22 protein-coding genes and 1 riboswitch are annotated in these 23,772 nt (G+C 60.5%); of the genes, 10 read left to right on the top strand and 12 right to left on the bottom strand.

The window, feature by feature from the left end:
- Positions 1 to 339: 339 nt before the first annotated feature.
- Positions 340 to 1,254 carry a LysR family transcriptional regulator gene (locus MF6394_RS29535; protein ID WP_032894764.1) on the bottom strand — a complete coding sequence of 305 codons (915 nt, stop codon included), beginning with the start codon at positions 1,252 to 1,254 and terminating at the stop codon, positions 340 to 342.
- Positions 1,255 to 1,399: 145 nt separating this feature from the next.
- On the opposite strand from MF6394_RS29535, the gene trhA reads away from it, so the two are divergent.
- Positions 1,400 to 2,017 (top strand): PAQR family membrane homeostasis protein TrhA, encoded by a 618-nt coding sequence (gene trhA / locus MF6394_RS29540; protein WP_003195019.1) that lies wholly within the window; start codon positions 1,400 to 1,402, stop codon positions 2,015 to 2,017.
- A gap of 31 nt (positions 2,018 to 2,048) precedes the next feature.
- Here the strand turns inward: trhA and MF6394_RS29545 are convergent, their stop codons facing one another.
- Entirely contained in the window at positions 2,049 to 2,951 is a 903-nt protein-coding gene (locus MF6394_RS29545; RefSeq protein ID WP_044272113.1) for a LysR family transcriptional regulator, read from the bottom strand.
- A gap of 107 nt (positions 2,952 to 3,058) precedes the next feature.
- Here MF6394_RS29545 and MF6394_RS29550 point away from each other — a divergent pair, with 107 nt between their 5' ends.
- From MF6394_RS29550 to MF6394_RS29560, 3 genes are read left to right on the top strand one after another with little or no spacing between them, the layout of a single operon-like run.
- Positions 3,059 to 4,300, top strand: coding sequence for a D-amino acid dehydrogenase (locus MF6394_RS29550; protein ID WP_078468103.1), 1,242 nt, complete (start codon positions 3,059 to 3,061; stop codon positions 4,298 to 4,300).
- Between the two features lie 10 nt (positions 4,301 to 4,310).
- The gene (locus tag MF6394_RS29555) at positions 4,311 to 4,661 is read left to right on the top strand and encodes a RidA family protein (RefSeq protein ID WP_044271895.1); all 351 of its coding nucleotides are present in this window, start codon (positions 4,311 to 4,313) and stop codon (positions 4,659 to 4,661) included.
- A gap of 25 nt (positions 4,662 to 4,686) precedes the next feature.
- Positions 4,687 to 5,589 (top strand): transporter substrate-binding domain-containing protein, encoded by a 903-nt coding sequence (locus MF6394_RS29560; RefSeq protein WP_078468104.1) that lies wholly within the window; start codon positions 4,687 to 4,689, stop codon positions 5,587 to 5,589.
- 75 nt (positions 5,590 to 5,664) lie between these two features.
- Here MF6394_RS29560 and MF6394_RS29565 read toward each other — a convergent pair whose 3' ends face one another.
- Positions 5,665 to 6,384 (bottom strand): 16S rRNA (uracil(1498)-N(3))-methyltransferase, encoded by a 720-nt coding sequence (locus MF6394_RS29565; RefSeq protein WP_044271891.1) that lies wholly within the window; start codon positions 6,382 to 6,384, stop codon positions 5,665 to 5,667.
- Between the two features lie 134 nt (positions 6,385 to 6,518).
- Positions 6,519 to 7,925 (bottom strand): adenosylmethionine--8-amino-7-oxononanoate transaminase, encoded by a 1,407-nt coding sequence (locus MF6394_RS29570; protein ID WP_034128920.1) that lies wholly within the window; start codon positions 7,923 to 7,925, stop codon positions 6,519 to 6,521.
- A gap of 272 nt (positions 7,926 to 8,197) precedes the next feature.
- On the opposite strand from MF6394_RS29570, the gene MF6394_RS29575 reads away from it, so the two are divergent.
- Both MF6394_RS29575 and MF6394_RS29580 read left to right on the top strand, forming a co-directional pair.
- Positions 8,198 to 8,749, top strand: a complete 552-nt coding sequence (locus MF6394_RS29575; RefSeq protein ID WP_032894779.1) for a cytochrome b — start codon at positions 8,198 to 8,200, stop codon at positions 8,747 to 8,749.
- Between the two features lie 32 nt (positions 8,750 to 8,781).
- The gene (locus MF6394_RS29580; protein ID WP_032894782.1) at positions 8,782 to 9,360 is read left to right on the top strand and encodes a YceI family protein; all 579 of its coding nucleotides are present in this window, start codon (positions 8,782 to 8,784) and stop codon (positions 9,358 to 9,360) included.
- Between the two features lie 158 nt (positions 9,361 to 9,518).
- Here MF6394_RS29580 and MF6394_RS29585 read toward each other — a convergent pair whose 3' ends face one another.
- The 5 genes from MF6394_RS29585 to ahcY all read right to left on the bottom strand — a co-directional run bounded on the left by MF6394_RS29585 (position 9,519) and on the right by ahcY (position 16,075).
- Positions 9,519 to 11,396 carry a DEAD/DEAH box helicase gene (locus tag MF6394_RS29585; protein ID WP_044271888.1) on the bottom strand — a complete coding sequence of 626 codons (1,878 nt, stop codon included), beginning with the start codon at positions 11,394 to 11,396 and terminating at the stop codon, positions 9,519 to 9,521.
- 222 nt (positions 11,397 to 11,618) lie between these two features.
- Entirely contained in the window at positions 11,619 to 12,422 is an 804-nt protein-coding gene (locus tag MF6394_RS29590; RefSeq protein ID WP_044271885.1) for a substrate-binding periplasmic protein, read from the bottom strand.
- A gap of 63 nt (positions 12,423 to 12,485) precedes the next feature.
- A complete protein-coding gene (locus tag MF6394_RS29595) occupies positions 12,486 to 13,568 on the bottom strand; it encodes a hypothetical protein (RefSeq protein WP_078468105.1) in 1,083 nt (360 codons plus the stop codon).
- 79 nt (positions 13,569 to 13,647) lie between these two features.
- Complete coding sequence (gene metF, locus MF6394_RS29600; RefSeq protein ID WP_003194992.1) at positions 13,648 to 14,493, bottom strand: methylenetetrahydrofolate reductase [NAD(P)H]; 846 nt, start codon at positions 14,491 to 14,493, stop codon at positions 13,648 to 13,650.
- Positions 14,494 to 14,665: 172 nt separating this feature from the next.
- Positions 14,666 to 16,075: an adenosylhomocysteinase gene (gene ahcY, locus MF6394_RS29605; RefSeq protein WP_003194990.1), complete on the bottom strand. Its 1,410-nt coding sequence runs from the start codon at positions 16,073 to 16,075 to the stop codon at positions 14,666 to 14,668.
- 21 nt (positions 16,076 to 16,096) lie between these two features.
- A riboswitch (S-adenosyl-L-homocysteine riboswitch) is annotated at positions 16,097 to 16,203 on the bottom strand.
- A gap of 198 nt (positions 16,204 to 16,401) precedes the next feature.
- Here ahcY and MF6394_RS29610 point away from each other — a divergent pair.
- The 3 genes from MF6394_RS29610 to MF6394_RS29620 all read left to right on the top strand — a co-directional run bounded on the left by MF6394_RS29610 (position 16,402) and on the right by MF6394_RS29620 (position 19,770).
- Positions 16,402 to 16,806, top strand: coding sequence for an acyl-CoA thioesterase (locus MF6394_RS29610; RefSeq protein WP_003194988.1), 405 nt, complete (start codon positions 16,402 to 16,404; stop codon positions 16,804 to 16,806).
- Positions 16,807 to 16,906: 100 nt separating this feature from the next.
- A complete protein-coding gene (locus tag MF6394_RS29615) occupies positions 16,907 to 18,808 on the top strand; it encodes a patatin-like phospholipase family protein (protein WP_078468106.1) in 1,902 nt (633 codons plus the stop codon).
- Positions 18,809 to 18,879: 71 nt separating this feature from the next.
- On the top strand, positions 18,880 to 19,770 hold the full coding sequence (locus tag MF6394_RS29620; RefSeq protein ID WP_047711973.1) for a formate/nitrite transporter family protein: 891 nt from the start codon (positions 18,880 to 18,882) through the stop codon (positions 19,768 to 19,770).
- Positions 19,771 to 19,789: 19 nt separating this feature from the next.
- On the opposite strand, the gene MF6394_RS29625 is transcribed toward MF6394_RS29620, so the two are convergent.
- Both MF6394_RS29625 and MF6394_RS29630 read right to left on the bottom strand, forming a co-directional pair.
- Positions 19,790 to 21,079, bottom strand: a complete 1,290-nt coding sequence (locus MF6394_RS29625) for a cation:dicarboxylate symporter family transporter (protein WP_235369393.1) — start codon at positions 21,077 to 21,079, stop codon at positions 19,790 to 19,792.
- Positions 21,080 to 21,113: 34 nt separating this feature from the next.
- Positions 21,114 to 21,527, bottom strand: a complete 414-nt coding sequence (locus MF6394_RS29630) for a VOC family protein (RefSeq protein WP_044271877.1) — start codon at positions 21,525 to 21,527, stop codon at positions 21,114 to 21,116.
- 92 nt (positions 21,528 to 21,619) lie between these two features.
- Between MF6394_RS29630 and MF6394_RS29635 the strand changes: the two genes are divergently transcribed.
- A complete protein-coding gene (locus MF6394_RS29635; RefSeq protein WP_069557071.1) occupies positions 21,620 to 22,495 on the top strand; it encodes a LysR family transcriptional regulator in 876 nt (291 codons plus the stop codon).
- Here MF6394_RS29635 and MF6394_RS29640 read toward each other — a convergent pair.
- Entirely contained in the window at positions 22,479 to 23,714 is a 1,236-nt protein-coding gene (locus MF6394_RS29640; RefSeq protein WP_044271874.1) for a cation:proton antiporter, read from the bottom strand. The two genes, MF6394_RS29635 and MF6394_RS29640, sit on opposite strands and share 17 nt — an antisense overlap.
- Positions 23,715 to 23,772 lie beyond the last annotated feature (58 nt).

The following is a 23,772-nucleotide window of genomic DNA, read 5'->3' on the forward strand; positions in this document are numbered from 1 at the left end:
GGCCACCTCATGAACACTACTGGCAGACAGGCACTCTTCAATCAATGATTGCTTGAGCGCTAGGTTGTATTTCGTCATGGAACACTCTCCCGAGGGGGCAGGTGTCCAACATTCGGGGGGCAGTTCACGTCAGGGCGGAACCCTAAGTAGCCGTTACCGCAGGAATGGATATGTACACAATCCAGCTGTGTTGACTGTTAGGCCGTCTTCGCAGGCAAGCCAGCTCCCACAGTTGGATCGTGGGGTGTCTGGTAGATTGGCATCGGCTGTCTAATCGTCACGGGAGCAAGCTCCCTCGCCACAGGTTTAGCGTCGTGCCGAAGTTGTGCGATGGCGGCCTCAAACCTGGCGATTGGCATACATCCGACACTCCGCCAACAACGCCAGCAAGTTCGGATCGCGCTCTTTGGCTTTCAAAAACACCACACCGATCTGCTGCTGCAACCGATACCTGGGCTGCAGCGGTATCAGCTTCACGCGGTTCTCATACACCGCCGCGATCCGCCCGGGCAGCAGCGCATAACCCACCCCTGAGCTGACCATGCTCAGCAAGGTGAAGATATCGTTCACCTGCATCGCCACCTTCGGTTCGAACCCTGCCTGATGGAACACTCGGTTGCCGTCCTGATGCGTGGCGAAGCCCTGGGTGAGGGTGATGAAGGTGGCATCGCGCACGTCGGCCAGGTCGATTTCCTGATTGCGGTCCAGGGGCGAGTCGGCCGGGGTGGCGAGGAAGATGTCATCGCTGAACAGCGCGATCTGCTCACAGTCGGGGTCGTGGGCGTGTTCGTCGAGGGAGATGAGGATCGCGTCCACTTCCATGTTCTTGAGCTTGTAGAGCAGGTCGAAGTTGGAGCCCAGGATCAGGTCGATATTGAGTTCGCTGCGCCGGATTTTCAGGCCCATGATCAATTGCGGCACGGTCTTGACCGTGAGCGAATACAGCGAGCCGAGCTTGAAACGTTCGGCCGAGAACCCAGCGGCTTCGCGGGTCAGGCGCACGCTGTCGACCACATCAGCCACCAGTTTCTGCGCACGCTCTTCGAGCACGTAGGCGCTTTCCAGCGGGGTGAGGTTGCGCCCTTCGTGTTTGAACAGCGGGCAGCGCAGGGCATTTTCCAGGGAGTGGATGGCGCGGTGCACGCTGACATTGCTGGTTTGCAGCTCGGCGGCGGCGCGGGCCAGGTTGCCGGTGCGCATGAACGCCAGGAAGATCTCCAGTTTCTTGAGGGTGAATTCTTCGTCGATCAGCATGGCCGTGGGCTCTTGTTCGATTGCGCTCGATTGTGCCCGTAAACGCCGCCGTCGTCGCCGGAACGTCACGTGCCGCTTGCACTCTGATGCGCAAGGCTGGACGCTTGTCCGCCTGTTCTTGAGGGTGACGGGAGGTCAGTGACAGATGTACCACGGGGAACGATTCAACGCCTGGAGCCATTTGCTCGGTGCAGTCGCGGCCTGTATTGGCGCCGTGTGGATGTTGGTGGTGGCGAGCCTGGACGGCAGCCCCTGGAAGATCGTCAGCGTGGCGATTTATGGCTTTACCCTGATGGTGCTGTACAGCGCGTCAACGGTGTACCACAGCGTGCGGGGCCGGCGAAAAGCGATCATGCAGAAGGTCGATCACTTTTCCATTTACCTGTTGATCGCCGGCAGCTACACACCGTTCTGCCTGGTGACCCTGCGCGGGCCGTGGGGCTGGACGCTGTTCGGGATTGTGTGGGGGCTGGCGGTGATCGGCATCCTGCAGGAGATCAAGCCACGCTCGGAGGCGCGGATTCTGTCCATCGTGATCTACGCCGTGATGGGCTGGATCGTCCTGGTGGCGGTCAAGCCACTGATGGCGGCGCTGGGCACGGCCGGTTTTATCTGGTTGGCGTCCGGTGGGGTGCTGTACACCGTAGGCATTATCTTTTTTGCCCTGGAGGATCGCTTGCGCCATTCCCATGGCATCTGGCATTTGTTTGTGATTGGCGGCAGCCTGCTGCATTTCGTGGCGATCATGCATTACGTGCTCTGATTGTGGGAGGGGGCAAGCCCGGCTCCCACACTTAAAGGCGTTCCAGTAACACCTGGGCGCGGCTACCAAAAATCTCTAGCAGCTTGGCCAGCATATGCGGTGGAGGTTCGTTGGCACGGGTCAGCGCGTAGAGGGTAATCGGCAGCGGCGGGGTGAGCGTTCGGATATGGGTGGTGGCCGTTGAAGCACCCAATGCTGTGAACGGATCGATCACGGTCAGGCCCGCGCCGGATTCGACCATCGCGCGGGCCAGTGAGTAGGTCTGCACCGAGATCGTCACTCGTGGTGGCGGGTCGACGCTTTCCAGATAACTCTCCAGCTTGGCGGCCAGAGGGTCAGCGCTGGAGAGGCCGATCAAGGGCGCACCGGCCAGTTCGGCCAACGGCAGGGGCTGATGCTGTTCGGCGTCCGGCCAATAGCCTTTGGACGCCAATGCCACCAGCACGCCGTTGGCCAGTACTTGAGTGGTAAGCCCCGGATGCCCGGAAAAGTTGAGCGTCAGCGCCAGGTCGATCTCGCGCATCAACAGCTTTTGCACCAGCTCGTGGCTATGGTCACTGGACAGTTCACAGGCAATGTCCGGGTAATCGCGCTTCCATTCCAGGACCGCCGGCGGTAGCAGCGCCAGCGCCAGCGCCGGGATTGCGCCGATGCGAATGCTTTGTCCCGGTTCGCGGCGCAAACTTTTCGCCAGGCGCCGCACGCCTTGCAGGCTTGCGCTGACTTTCTCGACTTCGCGTTCCAGCGCCAGGGCTTCCGGGGTGGGTTGCAATTTACCCCGTACCCGCAGGAATAACGCAAAGCCCAACTGCAGCTCGGCGTGCTGCAGCACTTTGGTCACCGCCGGTTGCGAGACGTGCAGCAACTGCGCGGCGGCACTGATGGAGCCGGTCTGACGGATGGCCTGGAAGATTTCGATATGACGCAAGCGCATGGCGAGTCCCATAACCTTTGTTTATAGGTGAGCCATCTTTATTCATTGTCGGTGACCTGTCACCTGGCTCTACGCTGAGCGCTCTTAATCAACGGTTGGGGGCTGGGATGGCCAGGCAGGTTTGCATCATCGGCGGTGGGGTTATCGGCTTGGCCAGCGCTTATGCGTTGGTGCGGGCTGGCCATGAGGTCACACTGATCGATGCCCGTGGCACCTTGGGCAGCGAAACCAGTTTCGCCAACGGTGGGCAACTGTCTTATCGTTATGTTGCGCCGCTGGCCGACGCGGGCGTGCCCTTGCAGGCAATCGGGTGGTTGCTGCGGGGCGACTCGCCCTTGAAGTTGCGACCCCGCCTCGACCCACAGCAATGGCGCTGGATGGCGGCCTTTATCGGCGCGTGCCGGGGTTCGGTCAACCGGCGTAACGGTGCCCATCTTCTGCGCCTGGCTACCCTGAGTCAGAGCACGTTACAGCAGTGGCGCGAGGATGATCGCCTGGGCGGCTTCGACTGGCGGCGCAATGGCAAGCTGGTGATGTTTCGCAGCGCCAGCACCTTTGAACATGCGCGCGCCAAGGTCACAAATTTCCTGCAGCAACAGGTGTTGTCGTCTGTTGAGTGCGCTCGCCTGGAGCCCGCATTGGCGGACGGTGGCTTTGTCGGTGGCATCTATACGCCGAATGAGGAGGTGGGGGATTGCCACGCTTTTTGCCGGCAGTTGGCGGCCCGTCTTGACGCGTCGGGGCGTTGCCGGTTCTTGCTCGGGCGCAAGGTCACCGGGTTGCGCCATGCTGGCGGTGCGGTACAGGCCATCGAACTGGGTGACGAGGTAATGCCGGTCGAGCAGTTGGTGCTCGCGGCCGGTTATCGCAGCGCTGAGTTGGCACTGCCGGGGCTGTCACTGCCCGTATATCCGCTCAAGGGCTACAGCCTGAGCGTGCCGATTGGCCCGCAACACCAGGCGCCGAACGTGAGCATCACCGACTACGACCGCAAGATCGTCTACGCGCGTCTCGGTGAGCAACTTCGGGTCGCGGCCATGGTGGATATTGTGGGATTTGATGCCGGCCTTGAGCCTTCGCGTCTGGCGTTGATGAAGCGCCAGGCAGTAGAGACATTTCCCCATGCAGCTGACTACGCACACGCGCTCGAATGGGCTGGCATGCGCCCGGCCACGCCAACGGGCGTGCCGCTGATTGGTGCCAGCCGCTATCGCAACCTGTGGCTGAACCTGGGCCACGGTGCCCTTGGCTTTACCCTGGCCTGCGGCAGCGGCCAACTATTGGCCGAGTTGATCGACCAGCGCACCCCTTCCATTGATATGCAGGGCCTGACGCCCCGCGCCGCTTGAGGATGCAGCCATGACCATCACCCGAATTAATAGCAACGAACGACTCAGCGGTGCCGTGACGTTCAAGGACCTGGTGTTTCTTTCGGGCCAGGTCCCCGGCGACGGCCTGGATGTGGCCACCCAGACCCGCGAAGTGCTGGCCAGGATCGACACGCTGCTGGCCGAGGCGGGCAGCGATAAGGACCATTTACTCAACGCGACGATTTACCTGAAGGACATCGGTACCGGTTTTGCACCGATGAATGAAGTCTGGTCCGCATGGCTCTCGCCAGGCATGGCGCCCACGCGCACCACCCTGCAGGCAGAACTGGCACGACCGAATGTGCTGGTGGAAATCAGCGTGATAGCAGTACGTAAATAACCTCAAAGACCAACGGAGAATAACAATGAAAAAGATCCTGTTGACCGGCTGCGCGCTGGGGCTTTTGTTGAGCGCACAGGCCCATGCAACCGAAGCGCCGCTGGAGGGCACGTTGAGCAAGATCGCCAGCGCCAAGTCCATCACCCTGGGCTATCGCGATGCGTCGGTGCCGTTTTCCTACGTGGGGGATAGCAGTGGCAAACCGATGGGTTACTCGGTGGATCTGGCAAACAAGATTGTCGAGCGTATCCAGCAGAAAACCGCAGTGGGCGACCTCAAGGTGAAGTACAACCTGGTGACGTCCCAAACCCGGATCCCACTGGTGCAGAACGGCACTGTGGATTTGGAGTGCGGCTCCACCGGCGTGACGGCTGAACGGCAGAAGCAGGTGGCGTTCTCCTACGGGTTTATCTACGTAAAGGGCCAGTTGCTCACGGCCAAGGACAGCGGGATCAAAGGCTTTGCCGACCTTGCGGGCAAGAATGTGGTGACCACCGCCGGCACCACCAATGAGCGCTTCCTCAAAAGTTATAACGCTGAACACAAAGCCAATATGTTCGTGATCAGTGCCAAGGACCATGGCGAAGCGTTCAAGATGCTCGAGACTGGCCGGGCCGTAGCGTTCTATATGGACGACGCATTGCTCTACGGCGAGCGCGCCAAGGCCAGGGACCCGCATCATTGGGTGGTGGTGGGCGAGGAGCAATCACGGGAAATCTACAGCTGCATGGTGCGCAAGGATGACCCGCAGTTTCTGGCGGTGGTCAACCAAACCCTGGGCGATCTGTACCGCTCGGGAGAGATCAACGGGATTTACCAACGCTGGTTCGAGCAGCCGATTCCGCCCAAGGGCTTGAACCTGGAGTTCCCGATGACCAGCGAGTTGAAGGCGATCATCGCCAAGCCAGTGAGTGACCCAGTGGAGTAAGCCTGGGGTAACCCGATAAAACGGTGGGAGCAGGCAGGCCAGCTCCCACAGTTGATTTGGGTTTACAGGGTGAGGTTAGAAGTCGCCCCAGAGTTGTTGGGCGACGGATAATGCGACGACGGGCGCGGTCTCGGTACGCAACACCCGCGGGCCGAGGCGGGCGGCGTGGTAACCGGCGCCCTGGGCGGTCTCGACTTCATTGTCGGTCAGCCCACCTTCGGGGCCGATCAAGAACGCCAGGCTGGAGGGCTTGGCGTGGCTGATCATCGGCTCTGCCACCGGGTGCAGCACCAGCTTCAAGTCCGCCTCGGTTTGCTTGAGCCAGTCTGCCAGCAAGAGCGGTGGGTGAATCACCGGCACCGTTGAACGCCCACATTGCTCGCACGCGCTGATTGCTACCTGGCGCCAGTGCAGCAAACGCTTGTCGGCGCGTTCGTCCTTGAGGCGTACTTCGCAGCGGTCGCTGAAGATCGGTGTGATCGCGTTGACGCCCAATTCAGTGGCTTTCTGGATCGCCCAATCCATGCGCTCGCCCCGGGACAGGCCCTGGCCGAGGTGAATATGCAGGGGAGATTCGGCCTGGCCGGCAAAGCTTTCCGTGAGTTGCACGGTGACGCGTTTTTTACCGACTTCCAGCAAGGTGCCACGAAATTCCTGGCCAGAGCCGTCGAACAATTGCACGGCATCGCCCTCAGTCATGCGCAACACACGGCTGATGTAATGCGCCTGGGCTTCGGGCAATTCGTGATCACCGAGGCTCAGCGGGGTGTCGGTGAAAAAGCGGGACAGTCTCATTTCTGTTCTCTGCAGAGGGTTATGTAGGAGCGAGGGGGACGCCTAGTTCTTGCTCGCGAAAAATGTACATCCGACGCAGCGGTGCGCCTGGAATGCCTTCGCGAGCAAGCTCGCTCCTACAAGGATTTGGGCAATCAACCCGGATCACGGAAGCCTGGGTGAAAATCTTTGGGCACCGCCACACTGACCTTGCTGTTAGTGGCGATATCGATGCCTTCGCTGGCTACTTCGGCCAGAAAGTCGATCTGTTCGGGTGTAATCACATACGGCGGCAGGAAATACACCACGCTGCCCAACGGCCGCAACAACGCACCACGTTCCAACGCGTGCTCGAAAACCTTCAAACCACGGCGCTCCTGCCACGGGTAGGCGGCCTTGGTGGCTTTGTCCTGCACCATCTCGATGGCCAGCACCATGCCGGTCTGGCGCACTTCGGATACGTGAGGGTGGTCCACCAAGTGCGCGGTGGCGGTGGCCATGCGCTGGGCCAGGGCCTTGTTGTTCTCGATGACGTTGTCTTCTTCAAAGATATCCAGCGTCGCCAACGCCGCCGCACAGGCCAGCGGGTTGCCGGTGTAGCTGTGGGAGTGCAGGAAGGCGCGCAAGGTGGGGTAATCGTCGTAGAAGGCGCTGTAGACCTCTTCGGTGGTGACCACGGCGGCCAGCGGCAGGTAACCGCCGGTAAGGGCCTTGGACAGGCACAGGAAGTCCGGGCGGATGCCGGCTTGTTCACAGGCGAACATGCTGCCGGTGCGGCCAAAGCCCACGGCGATTTCGTCGTGGATCAAATGCACGCCATAGCGGTCACAGGCTTCGCGCAGCAGCTTGAGGTACACCGGGTGGTACATGCGCATGCCACCGGCGCCCTGGATCAGCGGCTCGACAATCACGGCGGCAACGGTGTCGTGGTGCTCGGCCAGGGTCTGTTCCATGGCCAGAAACATGTTGCGCGAGTGTTCTTCCCAGCTCATGCCTTCGGGGCGCAGGTAGCAGTCCGGGCTCGGCACCTTGATCGTGTCGAGCAGCAGCGCCTTGTAGGTCTCGGTAAACAGCGGCACGTCACCCACCGACATCGCGGCGATGGTTTCGCCGTGGTAACTGTTGGTGAGGGTGACGAAGCGCTTTTTATTCGGCTGACCGCGGTTGAGCCAGTAGTGAAAGCTCATCTTCAGCGCCACTTCGATGCAGGACGAACCGTTATCGGCGTAGAAGCAGCGGGTCAGCCCTTCGGGCGTCATCGCGACCAGGCGCTCGGACAGCTCGATCACCGGCTGATGGCTGAAGCCGGCGAGGATCACGTGTTCCAGCTGGTCGACCTGGTCCTTTATGCGCTGGTTGATACGCGGGTTGGCGTGGCCGAATACGTTGACCCACCAGGAACTGACGGCGTCGAGGTAGCGCTTGCCTTCGAAGTCTTCCAGCCATACGCCTTCACCGCGTTTGATGGGCACCAGCGGCAGTTGCTGGTGGTCTTTCATCTGGGTGCAGGGATGCCACAGCACCGCGAGGTCGCGTTGCATCCACTGGTTGTTCAAGCCCATCGGTGATCTCCTCGAAGCGGTCCCGCTGCCTGCGCGGGCGAAACAATCGCGCAAGCCTATGCAATGGTGGCTTGGCTCACAAGCCATTGTGGGGAAATTCGCGGTAAATGCAGGACGGTCTGTCACGTTTCTTGGGAATAGTCTTAATCCCTTGTTAATTTATTATGCATAGCCTCTTTATCGTATTTCTCGATATTTCAAAGCAAAATTTTCCGCTTTAATTCGATAGGTAAAGCGCTAGTCTTGGGCACAGTTCTTACGGGATTAAGTACATGCAGCTACGCAATTCGCCGGCCCGCTATGGTTGGGTCAGCATGGTTCTGCACTGGGGCGTCGCCCTGGTGGTGTTCGGTTTATTTGCCTTGGGCTTGTGGATGGTCGGTCTCGATTACTACAGCGCCTGGCGCAAAGATGCGCCCGACTTGCACAAGAGCATTGGCATCACGCTGTTCGCCATCATGCTGGTGCGGATCGTCTGGCGCCTGGTCAGCCCGCCGCCACCACCGCTGACCAGCTATAGCCGCATGACGCGGATCGGTGCCGCATTTGGGCACGCATTCCTTTATGTTGGGCTGTTTGCCGTGATGATTGCCGGTTACCTGATTTCCACCGCAGACGGTGTCGGTATCCCGGTGTTTGGTCTGTTTGAAATTCCTGCCGTGGTTTCCGGTCTACCGGACCAGGCAGATACCGCCGGTTGGGTGCACCTGTACCTGGCCTGGGTGTTGGTGGTCTTCGCCGGCTTGCACGGCGTGGCGGCACTGAAACACCACTTTATCGATCGTGATGCGACCCTTACGCGAATGCTGGGACGCAAAGCCTGATGTTCAACCTCGACTCACAAGGAATAGAAAGCATGTTGAAAAAAACACTCGCTGCGCTGGCAATCGGTTCTGCCCTGCTGTCCGCAGGTTCGGCGATGGCCGCTGACTACAAGATCGATAAAGAAGGCCAACACGCCTTTATCGATTGGAAAATCAGCCACCTGGGCTACAGCTACATCCACGGTACCTTCAAGGACTGGGATGGCACCTTCAGCTGGGACGCAGCCAAGCCTGAAGCCAGCAAAATCGCGGTCGACGTGAAAACCGCCAGCCTGTGGTCCAACCACGCAGAACGTGACAAGCACATCGCCAGCAAAGACTTCATCGATGTGGCCAAATTTGCCGATGCCAAGTTCGTGTCTACCGCCGTCAAATCCACTGGCGAAAAGACAGCTGATGTGACTGGCGACCTGACGTTCCACGGTGTGACCAAGCCTGTGACCTTCAAGGCTACCTTCAACGGTGAAGGCAAGGATCCATGGGGCGGCGAACGTGCCGGCTTCAACGCCAAGACCACGATTGACTTGAACGACTTCGGCGTGAAAGGCCCAGGCCCGACTTCGCAGACTGTCGACTTGGACATCTCGCTGGAAGGCGTGAAGCAGAAGTAATTTCTGCCTGTACACAAAAAAACCGGATTCTGAGATCCGGTTTTTTTGTGTCTGAAATGCAGTCAATGTGGGAGCTGGCTTGCCTGCGATGCAGGCACCTCGGTACATCAGGTGCACCGGGTTGATGCCATCGCAGGCAAGCCAGCTCCCACAGAAAATCAGCGGTTGCGAGTCAACAGCGCTGGTTTCTCACCACGAGGACGGCCTGGCAGTTGGTCCAACTGCTCAGGTGTCGGGAAGCGATCCGCTTTCGACTCCTTGTGGATGATCTTCGGCGCCGGGCCACCACGCGGGTTTTGTACCGCAGGCTCGGACGAGCGAGGCTGATCGTCACGGGCCGGGCGGCGGTTGTTGCTGCGCGAGTCTTCGCGACGGGCCTGGCCGTCACGCGGTGCGCCATTACGCGGGCCGCTGCGCTTGGCAGGCGGGGTACCGGTGGTGCCGCCGCTGCTGTTGCGCGGGGCGTTCTGGCGACCGCCCTGTGGCTGGCCGCTACGTGGAGCGCCTGCGCCCTGGGCCGGAGCCCCTGGACGACGGCCACGGCCCTGGGCCGGTTTGGCTTGGGGCACGTAGTCGACGCGGTTACCGAAGTTATCGATATCGTCGTCAAGGAACTCGTCCGGGGCGCGGTCGGCCGCGGCGCGTGGTGGCTGGCTCGGCTGGCGCTGTTCGCGGGCCGGGGTACCTTCACGGGGCTTCTGCTCACGGGCCGGGCGTTCGCCACGGCTGCTGGTCGCGGATTTTTCCTTGCCCTTGTCCTTGCCTTTGTCGCGACGACCACCGCCACCACCGCCGCCGTTCGGGCCATCGCCTTTGGGGCCGCGTGGGTTGCGTGGGTTACGCACGTCTGGGCGTTCGCGCGCTTCTGGCTTCTCGGCCTCCACGGCGCTGGCATCGAAGCCCATCAGGTCGCCGTCGGCGATTTTCTGCTTGGTCATGCGTTCGATGCTTTTCAGCAGTTTTTCTTCGTCCGGCGCGACCAACGAAATGGCCTCGCCCGAACGACCGGCACGGCCCGTACGTCCGATACGGTGCACATAGTCTTCATCGACGTTTGGCAGCTCGAAGTTGACCACGTGTGGCAACTGGTCGATATCCAGGCCGCGTGCGGCGATATCGGTAGCGACCAGGATACGCACAGTACCGGCCTTGAAGTCGGCCAGGGCTTTGGTGCGTGCGTTCTGGCTCTTGTTGCCGTGGATGGCAACGGCGGTGAGGCCGTGCTTGTCCAGGTACTCGGCCAGGCGGTTGGCGCCGTGCTTGGTGCGGGTGAACACCAGCACCTGTTCCCAGGCACCGTGGGTGATCAGGTGCGCCAGCAGCGAGCGCTTGTGGCTGGCTGCCAGGCGGAACACGCGTTGCTCGATACGCTCGACCGTGGTGTTCGGTGGCGTGACTTCGATGCGCTCGGGGTTGTGCAGCAGCTTGCCAGCCAGGGCGGTGATGTCCTGGGAGAACGTTGCCGAAAACAGCAGGTTCTGACGTTTGGCCGGCAGGCGGGCGAGGACCTTTTTCACGTCATGGACAAAGCCCATGTCGAGCATGCGGTCGGCTTCGTCCAGCACGAGGATTTCCACGTGGGACAAATCGACGCTGCCTTGGCCGCACAGGTCGAGCAAGCGACCCGGGCAGGCCACCAGCACGTCGACGCCACGGGACATGGCCTGAACCTGTGGGTTCATGCCGACGCCGCCGAAGATGCAGGCGCTGACGAACTTCAAGTCGCGGGCATACAGCTTGAAGCTGTCGTGCACTTGGGCTGCGAGTTCGCGGGTTGGGGTCAGGACCAGTACACGCGGTTGGCGCGGGCCGTGACGTTGGGATTTGTCCGGGTGACCGTTGGGAAACAACCGCTCCAGGATCGGGAGGGCGAAACCGCCGGTTTTACCAGTACCTGTCTGAGCCGCGACCATCAGGTCGCGACCTTGCAACACGGCGGGAATGGCCCGCTGTTGCACCGGAGTAGGCTCGGTATAGCCCGCTGCCTCGATGGCGCGGACTAAAGCCTCGGAGAGACCGAGGGAAGCAAAGGACATGAGTAATCCTGTTTTAGTTAGGGCTTGGCCCAAAGGGATAATCTTGCCGGGCGTGAATGGCGCTTAGGGGAGCGCAACCCCGTCCGGTCCTGCTGTGTCTGGCGGGCACTCCACCGGCTCGCGCGGGCCGCAAAGCTGCGCAGTAGCTGGGTTGGGTGCCGTTTTCAAGACCCGAGCGGCCGGGCGTAAGCCTGGCGGAAAGGCCGCAGTATAACAGAGCAATCACTGCGCGCTGCTTTCCTGCTGCTCAACGGCGTGTTCGGGGGCCGGTATGGGGGCCGTTTGCTCGTGCATCCGGCCATATTTAGCACTCAAGGTGGCATAGGCCGGCTCTTGCTTGAAGCGCTTGAGCTCGGCGGCAAAGCGTTGCACCAGCAGGTCCATGCCTGCGCCACGACGTACCGCAAGAAATTGCTGCTGGCGACTGACCACCACCGACGCCTGGCTGACCTTACCTTCCAGGCCCAGCGCCTTGATCACGTAGTGCCCCACGCGCCGGTCAGTCACCACCATATCGACGCGCCCCAGCATGAGCTTGCCAAAATTGGCCTCATGGCTGGGCGCAGGTTCACGCTCGAAGGTGTTGGACCCACTGAACGCGTCGCCATAGAGGTAGCCGGGGGAAACGCCAACTGTCAGGCCGCGCAGGTCGTCGAGGGTGGCGGCGGGGTGGGGGCGGTCGTTGGCATAGAACAAGACAAATTCGACTTCCGACAACGGCTCGCTGGGATAGAGCAGCAAGGCGTCGCGCTCTTGGCTGTGGAAAATATCCAGCGCGCCGTCGGCGTGGCCCTGCTCGAGCATCGCCAGGCAGCGCTTCCAGGGCAGGAACTGCCATTGCACCTGCACCCCCAGGCGCTGGAACACGATCAGGGTGGTTTCGTAATCCAGGCCGGCCATGGTGCCGTTGTCTTCGTAGACATAGGGCGCCCAGGGTTCGGTGACAATGCGCAGCTTCTCGCCATGAGCGGCCAGGCTCAGGCAAGAAAACAGCACAGCGGTCAACAGCTTGAAGAGGACGGGCATACCCTGAGGTTACGACGCTGCCCACAGAAAGAGAAGCTCTGGCACGCGCATTGGAGGGCGGTCTTACTTCGCGGGAGCGTTCAGCAGGTGTTCCTGGATCGCGGCGCGGCGCTCACCCAGAATCAAACGCACCACGGGGTTGGCGAACCAGTGTTCCAGCTGGTGGGCATCAAGCGGGCGCTTCTGGCGTTCTTCCTGGTTTTGTCGGGCCTTGTCCCACCAGACCGGGCCGCACGCCTGGTCGAACTCGTTTTCGTGTTCGTAGCAGCCGTAAAGAATCTCGCGGATGAACTGTTGCTGATGCTTGGGCAGCAGCAGGGTGATCAGCTTGTACATCAAACGCTGCAAACGCGGCGGGCGCGGCAGGTGCGAGGAGACCTGGCGCGTATCGGCCAGGGCTTGCGCACTGGTGGGCGCGCTGGCGTGCTTGGCGATCCACGCCTTGACCTTGGCCCGGAACAGCTGTTTGCGGCTCCAGTAATGATGGATCAGGTCCGGGCAATCGCGCACCTTCACGGTGCGGTAAGCGGCGATGGACAGGCAGAACTCTTCCAGGGTGTAGGCGCCCTGGGCATGGGGAAACAGTTCATCCATCAACTCGATGGAGCGGTCGAGGATGTGCGCATCCTGTTGGGTCAGGCCCATGACGCCGGAGTTGAGGGTCATCATGTCATCGTCAGCCACGCCCATGTCCAGCAGGCGCTGGCGCAGGGCGGTGTACAGGATGCTTTCGTGGTTGTCGCCGTACTTGGTGTAGAAGGCGTTGCACAACAGGGTGCCGGGCTGTACGCGTTCGAACAGGGCCATGGGCGAATGATGGAAGAAAGTGTCGGTGTCGATCAGCAGCGCCACCGGGGATTCTTGCAGCACTTGGCGCAGCACCACGTGTTTGGTGCGAAAGTGATAGCCGTGAGGCTCGCTCCAGCGCTTGCGGGTGGCCTCGTCCAATGGGCGCACGCGCACCGGCAACAGGCGATAGGGCTCGGGGTTGTCGCTAAATACCTGGATGTCGATGTTCGCGTCCGGGGTGTCCTGCAGGAACGCCAGTGCGCTGGCGATGCTGAATACGGCTTCCTGATGGTAGGTGTCGGCGCCGAAGACCAGGTAGACCAGTTGCGGGCGGGACGTCGGGGGCACTGTATTCATGGACTGCGGGGTTCCGTGGGTAACGTAAAACGACAAAGGCCCTCGTCAGAACGAGGGCCTTGGTACAACTGGTCAAGCGTTAACGTGGCAGCTTGAGGTTGTTCCAGATGGCAAGGCTGGGTTCAGCCTGGTTCAGGGTATAGAAATGCAACCCTGGTGCACCACCTTGCAACAATTGCTCACACATCTCGGTGATGACCTGCTCGCCGAACGCCTGGATGCTTTTGACGTCATCGCCATAGGCTTCCAGTTGCTTGCGCACCCAGCGTGGGATCTCGGCGCCGCAGGCGTCGGAGAAGCGCGCCAGCTTGCTGTAGTTGGTGATGGGCATGATGCCCGGCACGATGGGGATGTTCACGCCCATCGCCCGTACACGCTCGACGAAGTAGAAGTAGCTGTCGGCGTTGAAGAAGTACTGGGTGATTGCGCTGTCGGCGCCGGCATTGGCCTTGCGCACGAAATTCTGCAAATCGTCTTCGAAATTGCGCGCCTGGGGGTGCATCTCCGGATAAGCGGCCACTTCGATATGGAAGTGATCACCACTTTCTTCGCGGATGAAACTCACCAGGTCGTTGGCGTAGCGCAGCTCTCCGCTGGCCATGCCCATACCCGATGGCAGGTCGCCACGCAGCGCAACGATGCGCTTGATGCCGGCGGCTTTGTATTGGGTCAGCAGGCTACGCAGGTCGGCCTTGCTGTCGCCCACGCACGACAAGTGCGGAGCGGCTGGAACTTTGACTTCACTTTCCAGCTGCAACACGGTGTTGATCGTGCGGTCACGGGTCGAACCGCCAGCGCCGTAGGTGCAGGAGAAGAAATCAGGGCTGAAGCTGGCCAACTGCTTGGCAGTGGTCATCAGTTTTTCATGCCCAGCATCGGTCTTGGTCGGGAAGAACTCGAAGCTGTAGCGACGGTCTTGGGACATGGTAATAACCCTATGAAACTTGGATACCGGAAGTCATGCACCGATTTAATGTGGGAGCGGGCTTGCTCGCGAAAGGGGCGTGTCAGTCACCCTATACATCAACTGACACACCGCATTCGCGAGCAAGCCCGCTCCCACACAAGCCCTCTGCGGCAAGGAGAGGGCCGGTTACTTAGTAGCGGTAAGCGTGCGGCTTGAACGGACCTTCAACCGTCACGCCGATGTAGTCGGCCTGGGTCTTGGTCAGTTGAGTCACCACGCCGCCGAAGCCGCGGACCATTTCCAGGGCCACTTCTTCGTCGAGTTTCTTGGGCAGTACTTCCACGGTCAGGCGCTCGGCTTTCTGGGCGGGCGACAGGTCGGCGTACTTCTGTTCGAACAGGAAGATCTGCGCCAGTACCTGGTTGGCGAACGAGCCATCCATGATGCGGCTTGGGTGGCCAGTGGCGTTGCCCAGGTTCACCAGGCGGCCTTCGGCCAGCAGGATCAGGTAGTCATCGTTCTGTGGGTCGAAATCACCAGCGCCGGTACGGTGAACCTTGTGTACCTGAGGCTTTACTTCTTCCCATGCCCAGTTCTTGCGCATGAAAGCGGTGTCGATCTCGTTGTCGAAGTGACCGATGTTGCAGACAACGGCGCGCTTCTTCAGGGCCTTGAGCATGTTTGCATCGCACACATTCACGTTACCGGTGGTGGTGACGATCAGGTCGATCTTGCCCAGCAGGGCTGCGTCGATGCAGGCGGAGGTGCCGTCGTTCTGGCCGTTGATGAACGGCGAAACCACTTCGAAACCGTCCATGCAGGCTTGCATGGCGCAGATCGGGTCAACTTCGGAGACCTTGACGATCATGCCTTCCTGACGCAACGACTGGGACGAACCCTTGCCCACGTCACCGTAGCCGATTACCAGGGCTTGCTTGCCCGATAGCAGGTGGTCGGTGCCGCGCTTGATCGCATCGTTCAGGCTGTGACGGCAGCCGTACTTGTTGTCGTTCTTGCTCTTGGTCACCGAGTCGTTGACGTTGATGGCCGGGATTTTCAGCTCGCCCTTGGCCAGCATGTCCAGCAGGCGGTGTACGCCGGTGGTGGTCTCTTCGGTGACGCCGTGGACGCGGTCGAGGATCTGCGGGTACTTCTTGTGCAGCAGCTCGGTGAGGTCGCCGCCGTCGTCAAGGATCATGTTGGCATCCCAAGGCGCGCCATCTTTGAGGATGGTTTGCTCCAGGCACCACTCGTACTCTTCTTCGGTCTCGCCTTTCCAGGCAAATACCGGGATACCGGCAGCAGCGATGGCGGCGGCGGCCTGGTCTTGAGTCGAGAAGATGTTGCAGGACGACCAACGCACTTCGGCACCCAATGCAACCAGGGTTTCGATCAGCACGGCAGTCTGGATGGTCATGTGGATGCAGCCGAGGATCTTCGCACCCTTGAGCGGCTGCTCAGCGGCGTACTTGCGACGCAGGCCCATCAGGGCTGGCATTTCGGATTCGGCGATAAAGGTTTCGCGACGGCCCCAAGCAGCGAGGGACATATCGGCGACTTTGTAGTCATTGAAATCAGCAGGCGTCATTACAGCGCTCATAGAGAGCCTCCATTCGTAGGGTGCGAATGGGCGCCGTTGTGCGTTTAGTATCAGGCCAGGGCAACCAGGCCGGACAACGCCCCATCCGAGCCTGACAGGTTGAACCTGCTGCAGCGCCCCTCGGACAGGTGGCGGGAGAACGGTATCAATCGAAGATGACCGTTTTGAAACGGAGGCGATTATAGCCGTGTAAGCGGCACTTCCCAAGCCTTTCTGTCGGCGGCATGAAGATCGCTCATGGGCCTGATAGCTAATGGCTCATAGAGCTTGGGCCCTGGCTCTGCCATGATGTTGCCCATCATTTGGCAAGACGCTTTGGAGTGATCATGAACTTCCACACCCGCAAATGGGTAAAACCCGAAGACCTCAACCCCAACGGCACCCTGTTCGGCGGCAGCTTGCTGCGCTGGATCGACGAAGAAGCGGCGATCTACGCGATTGTCCAACTCGGCAACCAGCGCGTGGTCACCAAGTACATCTCGGAAATCAACTTTGTCAGCGCCTCGCGCCAGGGCGACATCATCGAACTGGGCATCACCGCCACCGAGTTCGGCCGCACCTCCATCACCCTGACCTGTGAAGTGCGCAACAAGATCACGCGCAAAAGCATCCTGACCGTGGAAAAAATGGTCTTCGTCAACCTGGGCGAAGACGGATTGCCAGCGCCCCACGGTCGCACCGAGATCAAGTACGTGAAGGACCAGTTCAAGGACGACAGTCTTCCCGAGTAACACCTACGTGGCGTGATTTGCTTTACCAAATCATTCCACATGGATCTATCCGAGGCTCTCTCATCACTCAGGCCTACACCCTGTAGAGAGAGCCTCGTGTATGAAAGTCTCCAGTTCTGTTGTACAGAATCAGCCCCCTCAGCCTCAGACCACCGGCCAGGACGTAAAGACGCCTTTGGTCAAAGGTGTGGGCGAGCGCAACCTGAGTATTTATCGTCACAGTGACGGGCGGGTGGAGGTGGTGCTGTCACCGCCGCCGCCCGCTCACCTGGTACTCAGTGGCGGTGGCGCCAAGGGCATCGCCTTTCCAGGGATGGTGCAGGCGCTTGAAGAGGCCGACAAACTCAAAGGCGTCAAAGGGGTTTCCGGCTCTTCTGCCGGCGCGATTTCGGCAGCGCTACTCGCCAGCGGCATGGATGCCAAGGCCTTCACGCAACTGTCGAATAACCTTGACCTGCCCAGCCTGCTCAATAGCAAAGACCCGGTCACGGCGTGGTTGCAGGAGGCCAGTTCCCAGATCGGCAAATTCGTCGGGAAAGTGCCAGGGCCGGCGGGTAATATCTCCCAACTGCTGCTGACGTTGCTGCCGCGCCTGCAAACCGAGGGGCAGCCGCTGGAAGACTTGATTCGTAATGAATCACGTAAGTCTGTTCTGGCCCATATCGCGGGTATGCCCGCAGCCAACCGCCCCCCGGAAGTCACCGCAATTGCCGAACGGCTCAACGCTGGCGGTGGCCCCACTTTTCGCGACTTGGAGATCTTGAGCCGGCATATTCCGGCGATCAAGCAACTGAACATCACCGGCACGGGCATGTTCGACGGTCGCCCGCAGTTGGTGGTGTTCAATGCCAGCCTCACACCGGATATGGATATCGCCCGCGCCGCGCTTATTTCGGGGGCGCTGCCTGGGTTGTTCAAGAGCCCTTCCGAACAGGGCCACGGGTTTCAGGCTGCTTCAGAGGTCACGGCGTTTCAGGACGGCGGGTTGCTCCTCAATACCCCGGCGCCAGGCATTATTGAACGTTCTTTCCCGGAAAGCCCCCTGGGCAAGGACGAAGCCCTGATCGTCAAGTTCGAGTCTGACAAACCATCAGCCCCCCCCAAAAGCGGTGGTTTTTTCAGCTATCTGACTGACACGTTCACCGGCACGCCACACACCGCCGCTGAAAGCTATCAGGATGACCGGCTCAAAGCGTATTCGGAGCAAACCGTAACGCTGCCGTTGAACTCCGATAAAGGCGACTATCGCGGCCTGCTCGGTGGCACCGTCAACTTCACCATGACCTGCAAGCAGAAACAGCATTTGCAGGCCCAGGCCCGCCAGGCGGTGTCAGGGCATCTGCAAAAACGTGAGCTGGAGCGTGAGCGCCATGAATTCCCCTCGCTGAACGATGCCGTGATGGCGATGGATGATCACCTGCTCGCCAGCGTGCAGGACGAACTGCAGAAGGACCCGGCCGGCGCCGAGGCGTTGCGTTTTCGCAAAGACGCACAACAGGCGTTAAAGGCGTTGGACCGTGCGATTGCCGAAGCGAATCAATCCGATACGTCGCTGGTGATTACGCCAAAGATAGCCTCGGCGCTGCGCAATCTGGACGCCCTCGCCCGTAGACCCGAGGATATCGACTGGCTGGGCAAGCGCCTGAATGCGCCAGGCCAGCGTAATTTTCAGCAACTGCTGCAGGTGGGCAATGGCTCTGGCCTGTCCAAGGTGTTGAGCCGCGCCGTCACTGAAATGCAAAAACGCGATATCGGGGTGAAGGCAGCGAATTTTATCCGCGAAGTCATTTATCCCTCGCTATACCGCCCTGGTCAGCCCTCTGCCAACGTTGAGTTACTGCAACGCGCGGTGCGTGATTTGGGCGAGGCGACGACGCCGCAAGAGTTCAATCGTGTGCTTGATGGCATCGTCAAACACTACCGGGCGCGCAATAAACCGTGGGGTAAACCCTTGAGCTCTACCACCGTGGAGCAGGCCAAGGCTTGGCGTATTCCGGTTTAGTTGCGGTGCCACTGAACAGCCATCGTCGCGGCGTGTCGTAGCTACAGGCACCCCTTGGACTCTGGTACATCATGGCCACTCAAGCAGACGGCAAGACCCCCAACCTGTCGCAGGAAGAGCAGCAGGACGTTGATGACAACCAGCCGCCGCGCGCGGCTGTATTACACGAAATTATCCGCACCCAAGGCGACCAGGAGCTGGAACGCAGTGTGGCCGCGCTGTGGTGGTCGGCGCTGGCCGCCGGCTTGACCATGGGCCTGTCGCTGATGGGCATGGGCCTGCTCAATTCGCGCCTGCCGGATGGTGAGGAATTCAAGGTGATCGCCAGCTTTGGCTATTGCGCAGGCTTTCTCGCGGTGATTCTTGCCCGTCAGCAGTTGTTTACCGAGAACACCCTGACCGCTGTGCTGCCGGTGATGAGCAAGCCGACCCTGGCCAATGCCGCGCGCTTGTTGCGGCTGTGGACGGTGGTGCTGGTGGGCAACCTGTGTGGCACCTTGCTGGTGGCCTACGTAATGCTGCACCTGCCGATCTTCGATACCAAGACCGACCTGGCCTTCCTCGAGATCGGGCGCAAGGTCATGGAGAACGCCCCCGCGCAGATGTTCGCCAAGGGCATTGTCTCCGGTTGGATGATCGCCACCATGGTCTGGATGATTCCGTCGATGGAGAGCGCCAAGCTGTGGATCATCATTCTGATCACCTACTTCATGGCACTGGGCGACTTCACCCATATCGTCGTCGGTTCAGCGGAAGTGTCCTACCTGGTGTTTGCCGGCGAGTTGCCGTGGAAGGATTTCTGGCTGGTCTTCGCCGGGCCGACCCTGGCGGGCAATATCATCGGCGGTAGTTTCATCTTTGCGTTGATCAGCCATGCGCAGGTTCGCAGCGAGGCGTCCGTGCCCGCTGTTGCTCAACCTCATACGCGGGCCAAGCTCCGTCAGGATAAGGACAAAGCCTGACATCACCCTGGCTGCCGCGTCAGGCCTTGAAAGGCACGCTGGGAGGTTCGGAGGCCGGCGTGCTGTCGGGTGCCCTGAGCTGGCCTTCCCAGCGTGCGATCACCAAGGGTGCCAATGCGTTGCCCAGTACGTTCAATGCGGTGACGGGCATATCCATCAGCCGATAGATGCCTGCGATGATCGCCACGCCTTCCACCGGCAGCCCTGCGGCGGTCAAGGTCGCGGTCAGGATGATGAACATGAAACCTGGCACGCCTGCCGCGCCCTTTGATGTCAGCACCATGATCAAGACCAGCATGCCTTGATCTGCCAGGCTCAAGTCGATGCCATACGCCTGGGCGATGAACAGCGTGCCCAGTGCGGCAAACAGCGATGCCCCATCCAGATTGAACGAGTACCCCAGCGGGATCACCATGCTGGTAATGGGCCGTGGCGCGCCATAACGCTCCATCTTCTCGATCAGTTGAGGCATGACCGTCGCCGAGGCGGCGCTGCTGAAGGCCAGTAACAGTTCACTGCGTATTTCCCGCAGCAGGTGAAAAAAGCCGACGCCGGCCAAGCGTGCCACTGCCCCCAATACACACAGGGCAAACAAGAGCACCGCGACATAGGTGGTGCCGATCAGTTTGGCCAGCGGCAGCAACGCGCTGATGCCAAAGCTGGCGACGGTGACCGCGATCAAGCCGAAAATACCTATCGGCGAGTAGTGCATAACCAGGTGGGTGACTTTGAACATGGTGTCGGAGACGCCCTGCATCACGCTGATCAACGGCGCTTTGCGTTCCTCGGGCAACAACGACAAGGCACAACCGAACAGGATCGCGAAAAACAGCACCGACAGCAGTTTGCCCTGCGACATGGCCAGGACGATGTTGTCCGGCACGATTGCCAGCAGTACCTGGCCCAGGTTCTGTGGGGCGCCGCTGGAGGCCAGCCCCGTGGCCGGTGCCTGCAGCGTGCTGCCGAATTCGGCGCCCGAGCCCGGCTGCACCACATTGCCAACCAGCAGGCCGAAGACGATGGCAATACTGGTGATGGTGAAGAAGTACACGAAGGTCTTCAGGCCGACGCGACCCAGGGCGGCCGGGTTGCCCATGCCGGCGATGCCGACGGTCATGCAGGCGAAGACGAGCGGCACGACGATCATCTTCATCAGCTTGATGAACAGGTCGCCCGCTGGTTGCAGCAGGTTGTCGATGAACCAGGCTTTTTGCTCGGGAAATTGGTTGAGCAGGATGCCGACGATTATCCCGGCAACCAGGCCGATCATAATGCGGGTGATGAGGCTGGTGGGTTTTCTGACGGTCATGGGGGTGGCCCTTATTGTTGTGGTTGTCAGGGATTTACTGGGCGAACAATCCTTCGAAGTGCTTGAACCCTTTCACCTCGATGGGATTACCGCTGGGGTCGAGGAAAAACATCGTGCGCTGCTCGCCTGGTTCGCCGGCAAAGCGGGTCACGGGTGGGATCTCGAAGCGTGTGCCCAGGCGGGTGAGGCGTTCGGCAAGCGTTAACCACTCATCAAGTGGCAGCACCACGCCCAGGTGCGGCATCAGTACCTGGTGCTCACCGACCAGGCCGGTACGTGTAGTTGGGAAGGGCGTACCCAGGTGCAGTGAAAGTTGATTGCCGAAAAAGTCGAAGTCGATCCAGGTCGCGCTGCACCGGCCCTCGGTGCAACCCAAAACATCTCGATAAAAAATGCGCGCCTCGTCTAAGTCATAAACATGGTATGCAGCGTGGAAGGGTCTGTTCATGGCTGGCTCTCCAGATGGGGAGCTGTCAGGTTAAACAGGCGGTGCCGCCAGGGTAAAACGGGTTTGCCTTGGTCTGAGCGAAAGGAAAACTTATGGATGTTCGATTCCTGAGGAGCCTGGTCGCTGTCATTGAAACCGGGTCTATAGCCGCTGCTGCACGGCGTGAAAACCGCAGTGCGGCGGCGATCAGCCAGCGGGTCAAGGCGCTTGAGCGCACGCTGGGTTGTACGTTGCTCATGCGCACCGCACATGCCGCGTGGCCTTCGGACCAATGCTTGCTGCTTTTGCCCAGAATCCAGGCCGTCATTGAACAGGCGCGCCAGTTGCAGGAGCACCTGAGCCAGGACGAGTTATCGGGGGAGATTAACATTGGGGCCATTTCCACGGCGCTGACCGGCGTCTTGCCCGGACTGATCGAGCGGCTGACAGTGTCGGCACCCAAGCTGAGGCTGAAGATCACACCCGGCGATTCCAGAAGTCTCTATGAGAAGTTGCTCAACCAGGAATTGGATGCAGCGATACTGGTGCGACCGCCGTTTCAACCGCCCAAAGCCTTGTCGATGGCTTTGCTGCGTGCCGAACCCTTGATTCTGATTGCGCCCGCCGAGTGGGGGGCGCAGTCACTGGCAGCCTTGTTAGGCGAACGCCCGTTTATCCGCTATGACGCTCGCTCCTGGGGTGGGCAGATCGCCCAGCGTTTTCTCGATGAACAGTCCTTCGAGCCCGAGGTGTTATGTGAGCTGGATGCGCTGGAAACTATCCTGATGCTGGTCGCCCAGGGGATGGGGGTATCGCTGGTGCCGCAGTGGGCGGGCATGCCCTGCAACGGCATCCGTGTGTTACCGGCCGGCGACCGGCTGTGCTATGCACGCGAGATGGTGGTCATGTACAGCTCGACACCGCGCCGCCCGTTGGCGATGCGGCATCTGCTTGAAGTGTTGCGCGGCGCGGTTACTGCGGCGCAGTGACACGGCTGACAACGCGACCAATCGTCAACCCCTGCAACAGGATCGAAGACAGCACCACGATGTAGGTGATGCTCAGCAACAAGTCGCGCTCCGGGCCCAAGGGCAGGGCCAAGGCCAGTGCCACCGAGACGCCGCCGCGCAGGCCACCCCAGGTGAGGATGCGGATTGTGCCGCGTGGCACCGTGCGCCAACGGCGCAGCAACAGGATCGCCGGGGCCACGGTGAGCAGGCGCGAGAGCAGGATCGCCACCGCCAGCAGGCTGGCCGCGAACACGTGCAGCCAGTTGAATGGCAATAGCAGCAGCTCCATGCCGATCAGCGCAAACAGCAGCGCGTTGAGCATGTCATCGAGCAGTTCCCAGAAACCATCCAGATAGCGACGCGTCATGTCGTTCATCGCCAGCTTGCGCCCCAGGTTGCCGATGATCAGCCCCGCGACCACCATCGCAATCGGTGCGGACACATGCAGTTCCGAAGCCATGGCCGAGCCGCCGATCACCAGGGCGAGGGTCAGCATGACTTCGATCTGGTGCTGTTCGATGCTCTTGATCATCAGGTACACGAGGTAGCCGATCAGCCCGCCAAACAGCACGCCGCCAATGGCTTCGTGGGCAAACAGCATGGCCGTGGCGCCGACGGTGGGCGTCTCACCCAACTGCGCGATGCCCAGCAGCACGGTAAACACCACCACGGCGGTGCCGTCATTGAATAGCGACTCGCCGACGATAGTGGTTTTCAGCGGTTTGGAGGCATTGGCGGTCCGCAGCACGCCGAGCACCGCAATGGGGTCGGTGGGGGAAATCAGCGCGCCGAACAGCAGGCAATAAAGGAAACTCACGTGCCAGCCAAACAGGGCGAAGATGTAGTACGCCAGGCTGCCGATCACCACGGTGGCGATCAACACGCCAAAGGTTGCCAGCAGGCCGATGGGCCAGCGGTAGCTGCGCAAGTCGTTCAGGTTGACGTGCAAGGCGCCGGCGAACAGCAGGAACGACAGCATCCAGTTCATCAGCAAATCGCCGAAGTCGATCTGGCCGATCAACTGCTGGATGCGTTCTTCCAGGCCTGGGTAGCCGAGCACGCTCAGGCCTTGCAGGATCAGCGAGAACAACAGTGCGGTGACCATCACGCCGATGGTGGGCGGCAGGCCGATAAAGCGAAAGTTCACATAAGTGAGCAGGGTGGTGAGGCAGATGAAGGCGGCGACAAGTTCAAGCATCCGGGGTCCTTGGAGCGGGGGAATATAGGCGCACGAGGTGCGTCGAATCGGGGTTTAG

This window comes from Pseudomonas sp. MF6394 (assembly GCF_002018845.1).
Taxonomy (GTDB): Bacteria; Pseudomonadota; Gammaproteobacteria; order Pseudomonadales; family Pseudomonadaceae; genus Aquipseudomonas; species Aquipseudomonas lactis.

Excerpts from the sequence above, each read along its gene's own strand:
- MF6394_RS29615 (WP_078468106.1), top strand. The coding sequence starts at position 16,907 with ATGAAAGTCTCCAGTTCTGTTGTACAGAATCAGCCCCCTCAGCCTCAG.
- MF6394_RS29535 (WP_032894764.1), bottom strand. The coding sequence starts at position 1,254 with ATGCTGATCGACGAAGAATTCACCCTCAAGAAACTGGAGATCTTCCTG.
- MF6394_RS29565 (WP_044271891.1), bottom strand. The coding sequence starts at position 6,384 with ATGAGACTGTCCCGCTTTTTCACCGACACCCCGCTGAGCCTCGGTGAT.
- MF6394_RS29625 (WP_235369393.1), bottom strand. The coding sequence starts at position 21,079 with ATGACCGTCAGAAAACCCACCAGCCTCATCACCCGCATTATGATCGGC.
- MF6394_RS29545 (WP_044272113.1), bottom strand. The coding sequence starts at position 2,951 with ATGCGCTTGCGTCATATCGAAATCTTCCAGGCCATCCGTCAGACCGGC.
- MF6394_RS29585 (WP_044271888.1), bottom strand. The coding sequence starts at position 11,396 with ATGTCCTTTGCTTCCCTCGGTCTCTCCGAGGCTTTAGTCCGCGCCATC.
- trhA (WP_003195019.1), top strand. The coding sequence starts at position 1,400 with ATGTACCACGGGGAACGATTCAACGCCTGGAGCCATTTGCTCGGTGCA.
- MF6394_RS29595 (WP_078468105.1), bottom strand. The coding sequence starts at position 13,568 with ATGAATACAGTGCCCCCGACGTCCCGCCCGCAACTGGTCTACCTGGTC.
- MF6394_RS29560 (WP_078468104.1), top strand. The coding sequence starts at position 4,687 with ATGAAAAAGATCCTGTTGACCGGCTGCGCGCTGGGGCTTTTGTTGAGC.
- MF6394_RS29550 (WP_078468103.1), top strand. The coding sequence starts at position 3,059 with ATGGCCAGGCAGGTTTGCATCATCGGCGGTGGGGTTATCGGCTTGGCC.
- MF6394_RS29575 (WP_032894779.1), top strand. The coding sequence starts at position 8,198 with ATGCAGCTACGCAATTCGCCGGCCCGCTATGGTTGGGTCAGCATGGTT.
- MF6394_RS29580 (WP_032894782.1), top strand. The coding sequence starts at position 8,782 with ATGTTGAAAAAAACACTCGCTGCGCTGGCAATCGGTTCTGCCCTGCTG.
- metF (WP_003194992.1), bottom strand. The coding sequence starts at position 14,493 with ATGTCCCAAGACCGTCGCTACAGCTTCGAGTTCTTCCCGACCAAGACC.
- MF6394_RS29590 (WP_044271885.1), bottom strand. The coding sequence starts at position 12,422 with ATGCCCGTCCTCTTCAAGCTGTTGACCGCTGTGCTGTTTTCTTGCCTG.
- ahcY (WP_003194990.1), bottom strand. The coding sequence starts at position 16,075 with ATGAGCGCTGTAATGACGCCTGCTGATTTCAATGACTACAAAGTCGCC.
- MF6394_RS29640 (WP_044271874.1), bottom strand. The coding sequence starts at position 23,714 with ATGCTTGAACTTGTCGCCGCCTTCATCTGCCTCACCACCCTGCTCACT.
- MF6394_RS29630 (WP_044271877.1), bottom strand. The coding sequence starts at position 21,527 with ATGAACAGACCCTTCCACGCTGCATACCATGTTTATGACTTAGACGAG.
- MF6394_RS29620 (WP_047711973.1), top strand. The coding sequence starts at position 18,880 with ATGGCCACTCAAGCAGACGGCAAGACCCCCAACCTGTCGCAGGAAGAG.
- MF6394_RS29610 (WP_003194988.1), top strand. The coding sequence starts at position 16,402 with ATGAACTTCCACACCCGCAAATGGGTAAAACCCGAAGACCTCAACCCC.
- MF6394_RS29635 (WP_069557071.1), top strand. The coding sequence starts at position 21,620 with ATGGATGTTCGATTCCTGAGGAGCCTGGTCGCTGTCATTGAAACCGGG.
- MF6394_RS29570 (WP_034128920.1), bottom strand. The coding sequence starts at position 7,925 with ATGGGCTTGAACAACCAGTGGATGCAACGCGACCTCGCGGTGCTGTGG.
- MF6394_RS29555 (WP_044271895.1), top strand. The coding sequence starts at position 4,311 with ATGACCATCACCCGAATTAATAGCAACGAACGACTCAGCGGTGCCGTG.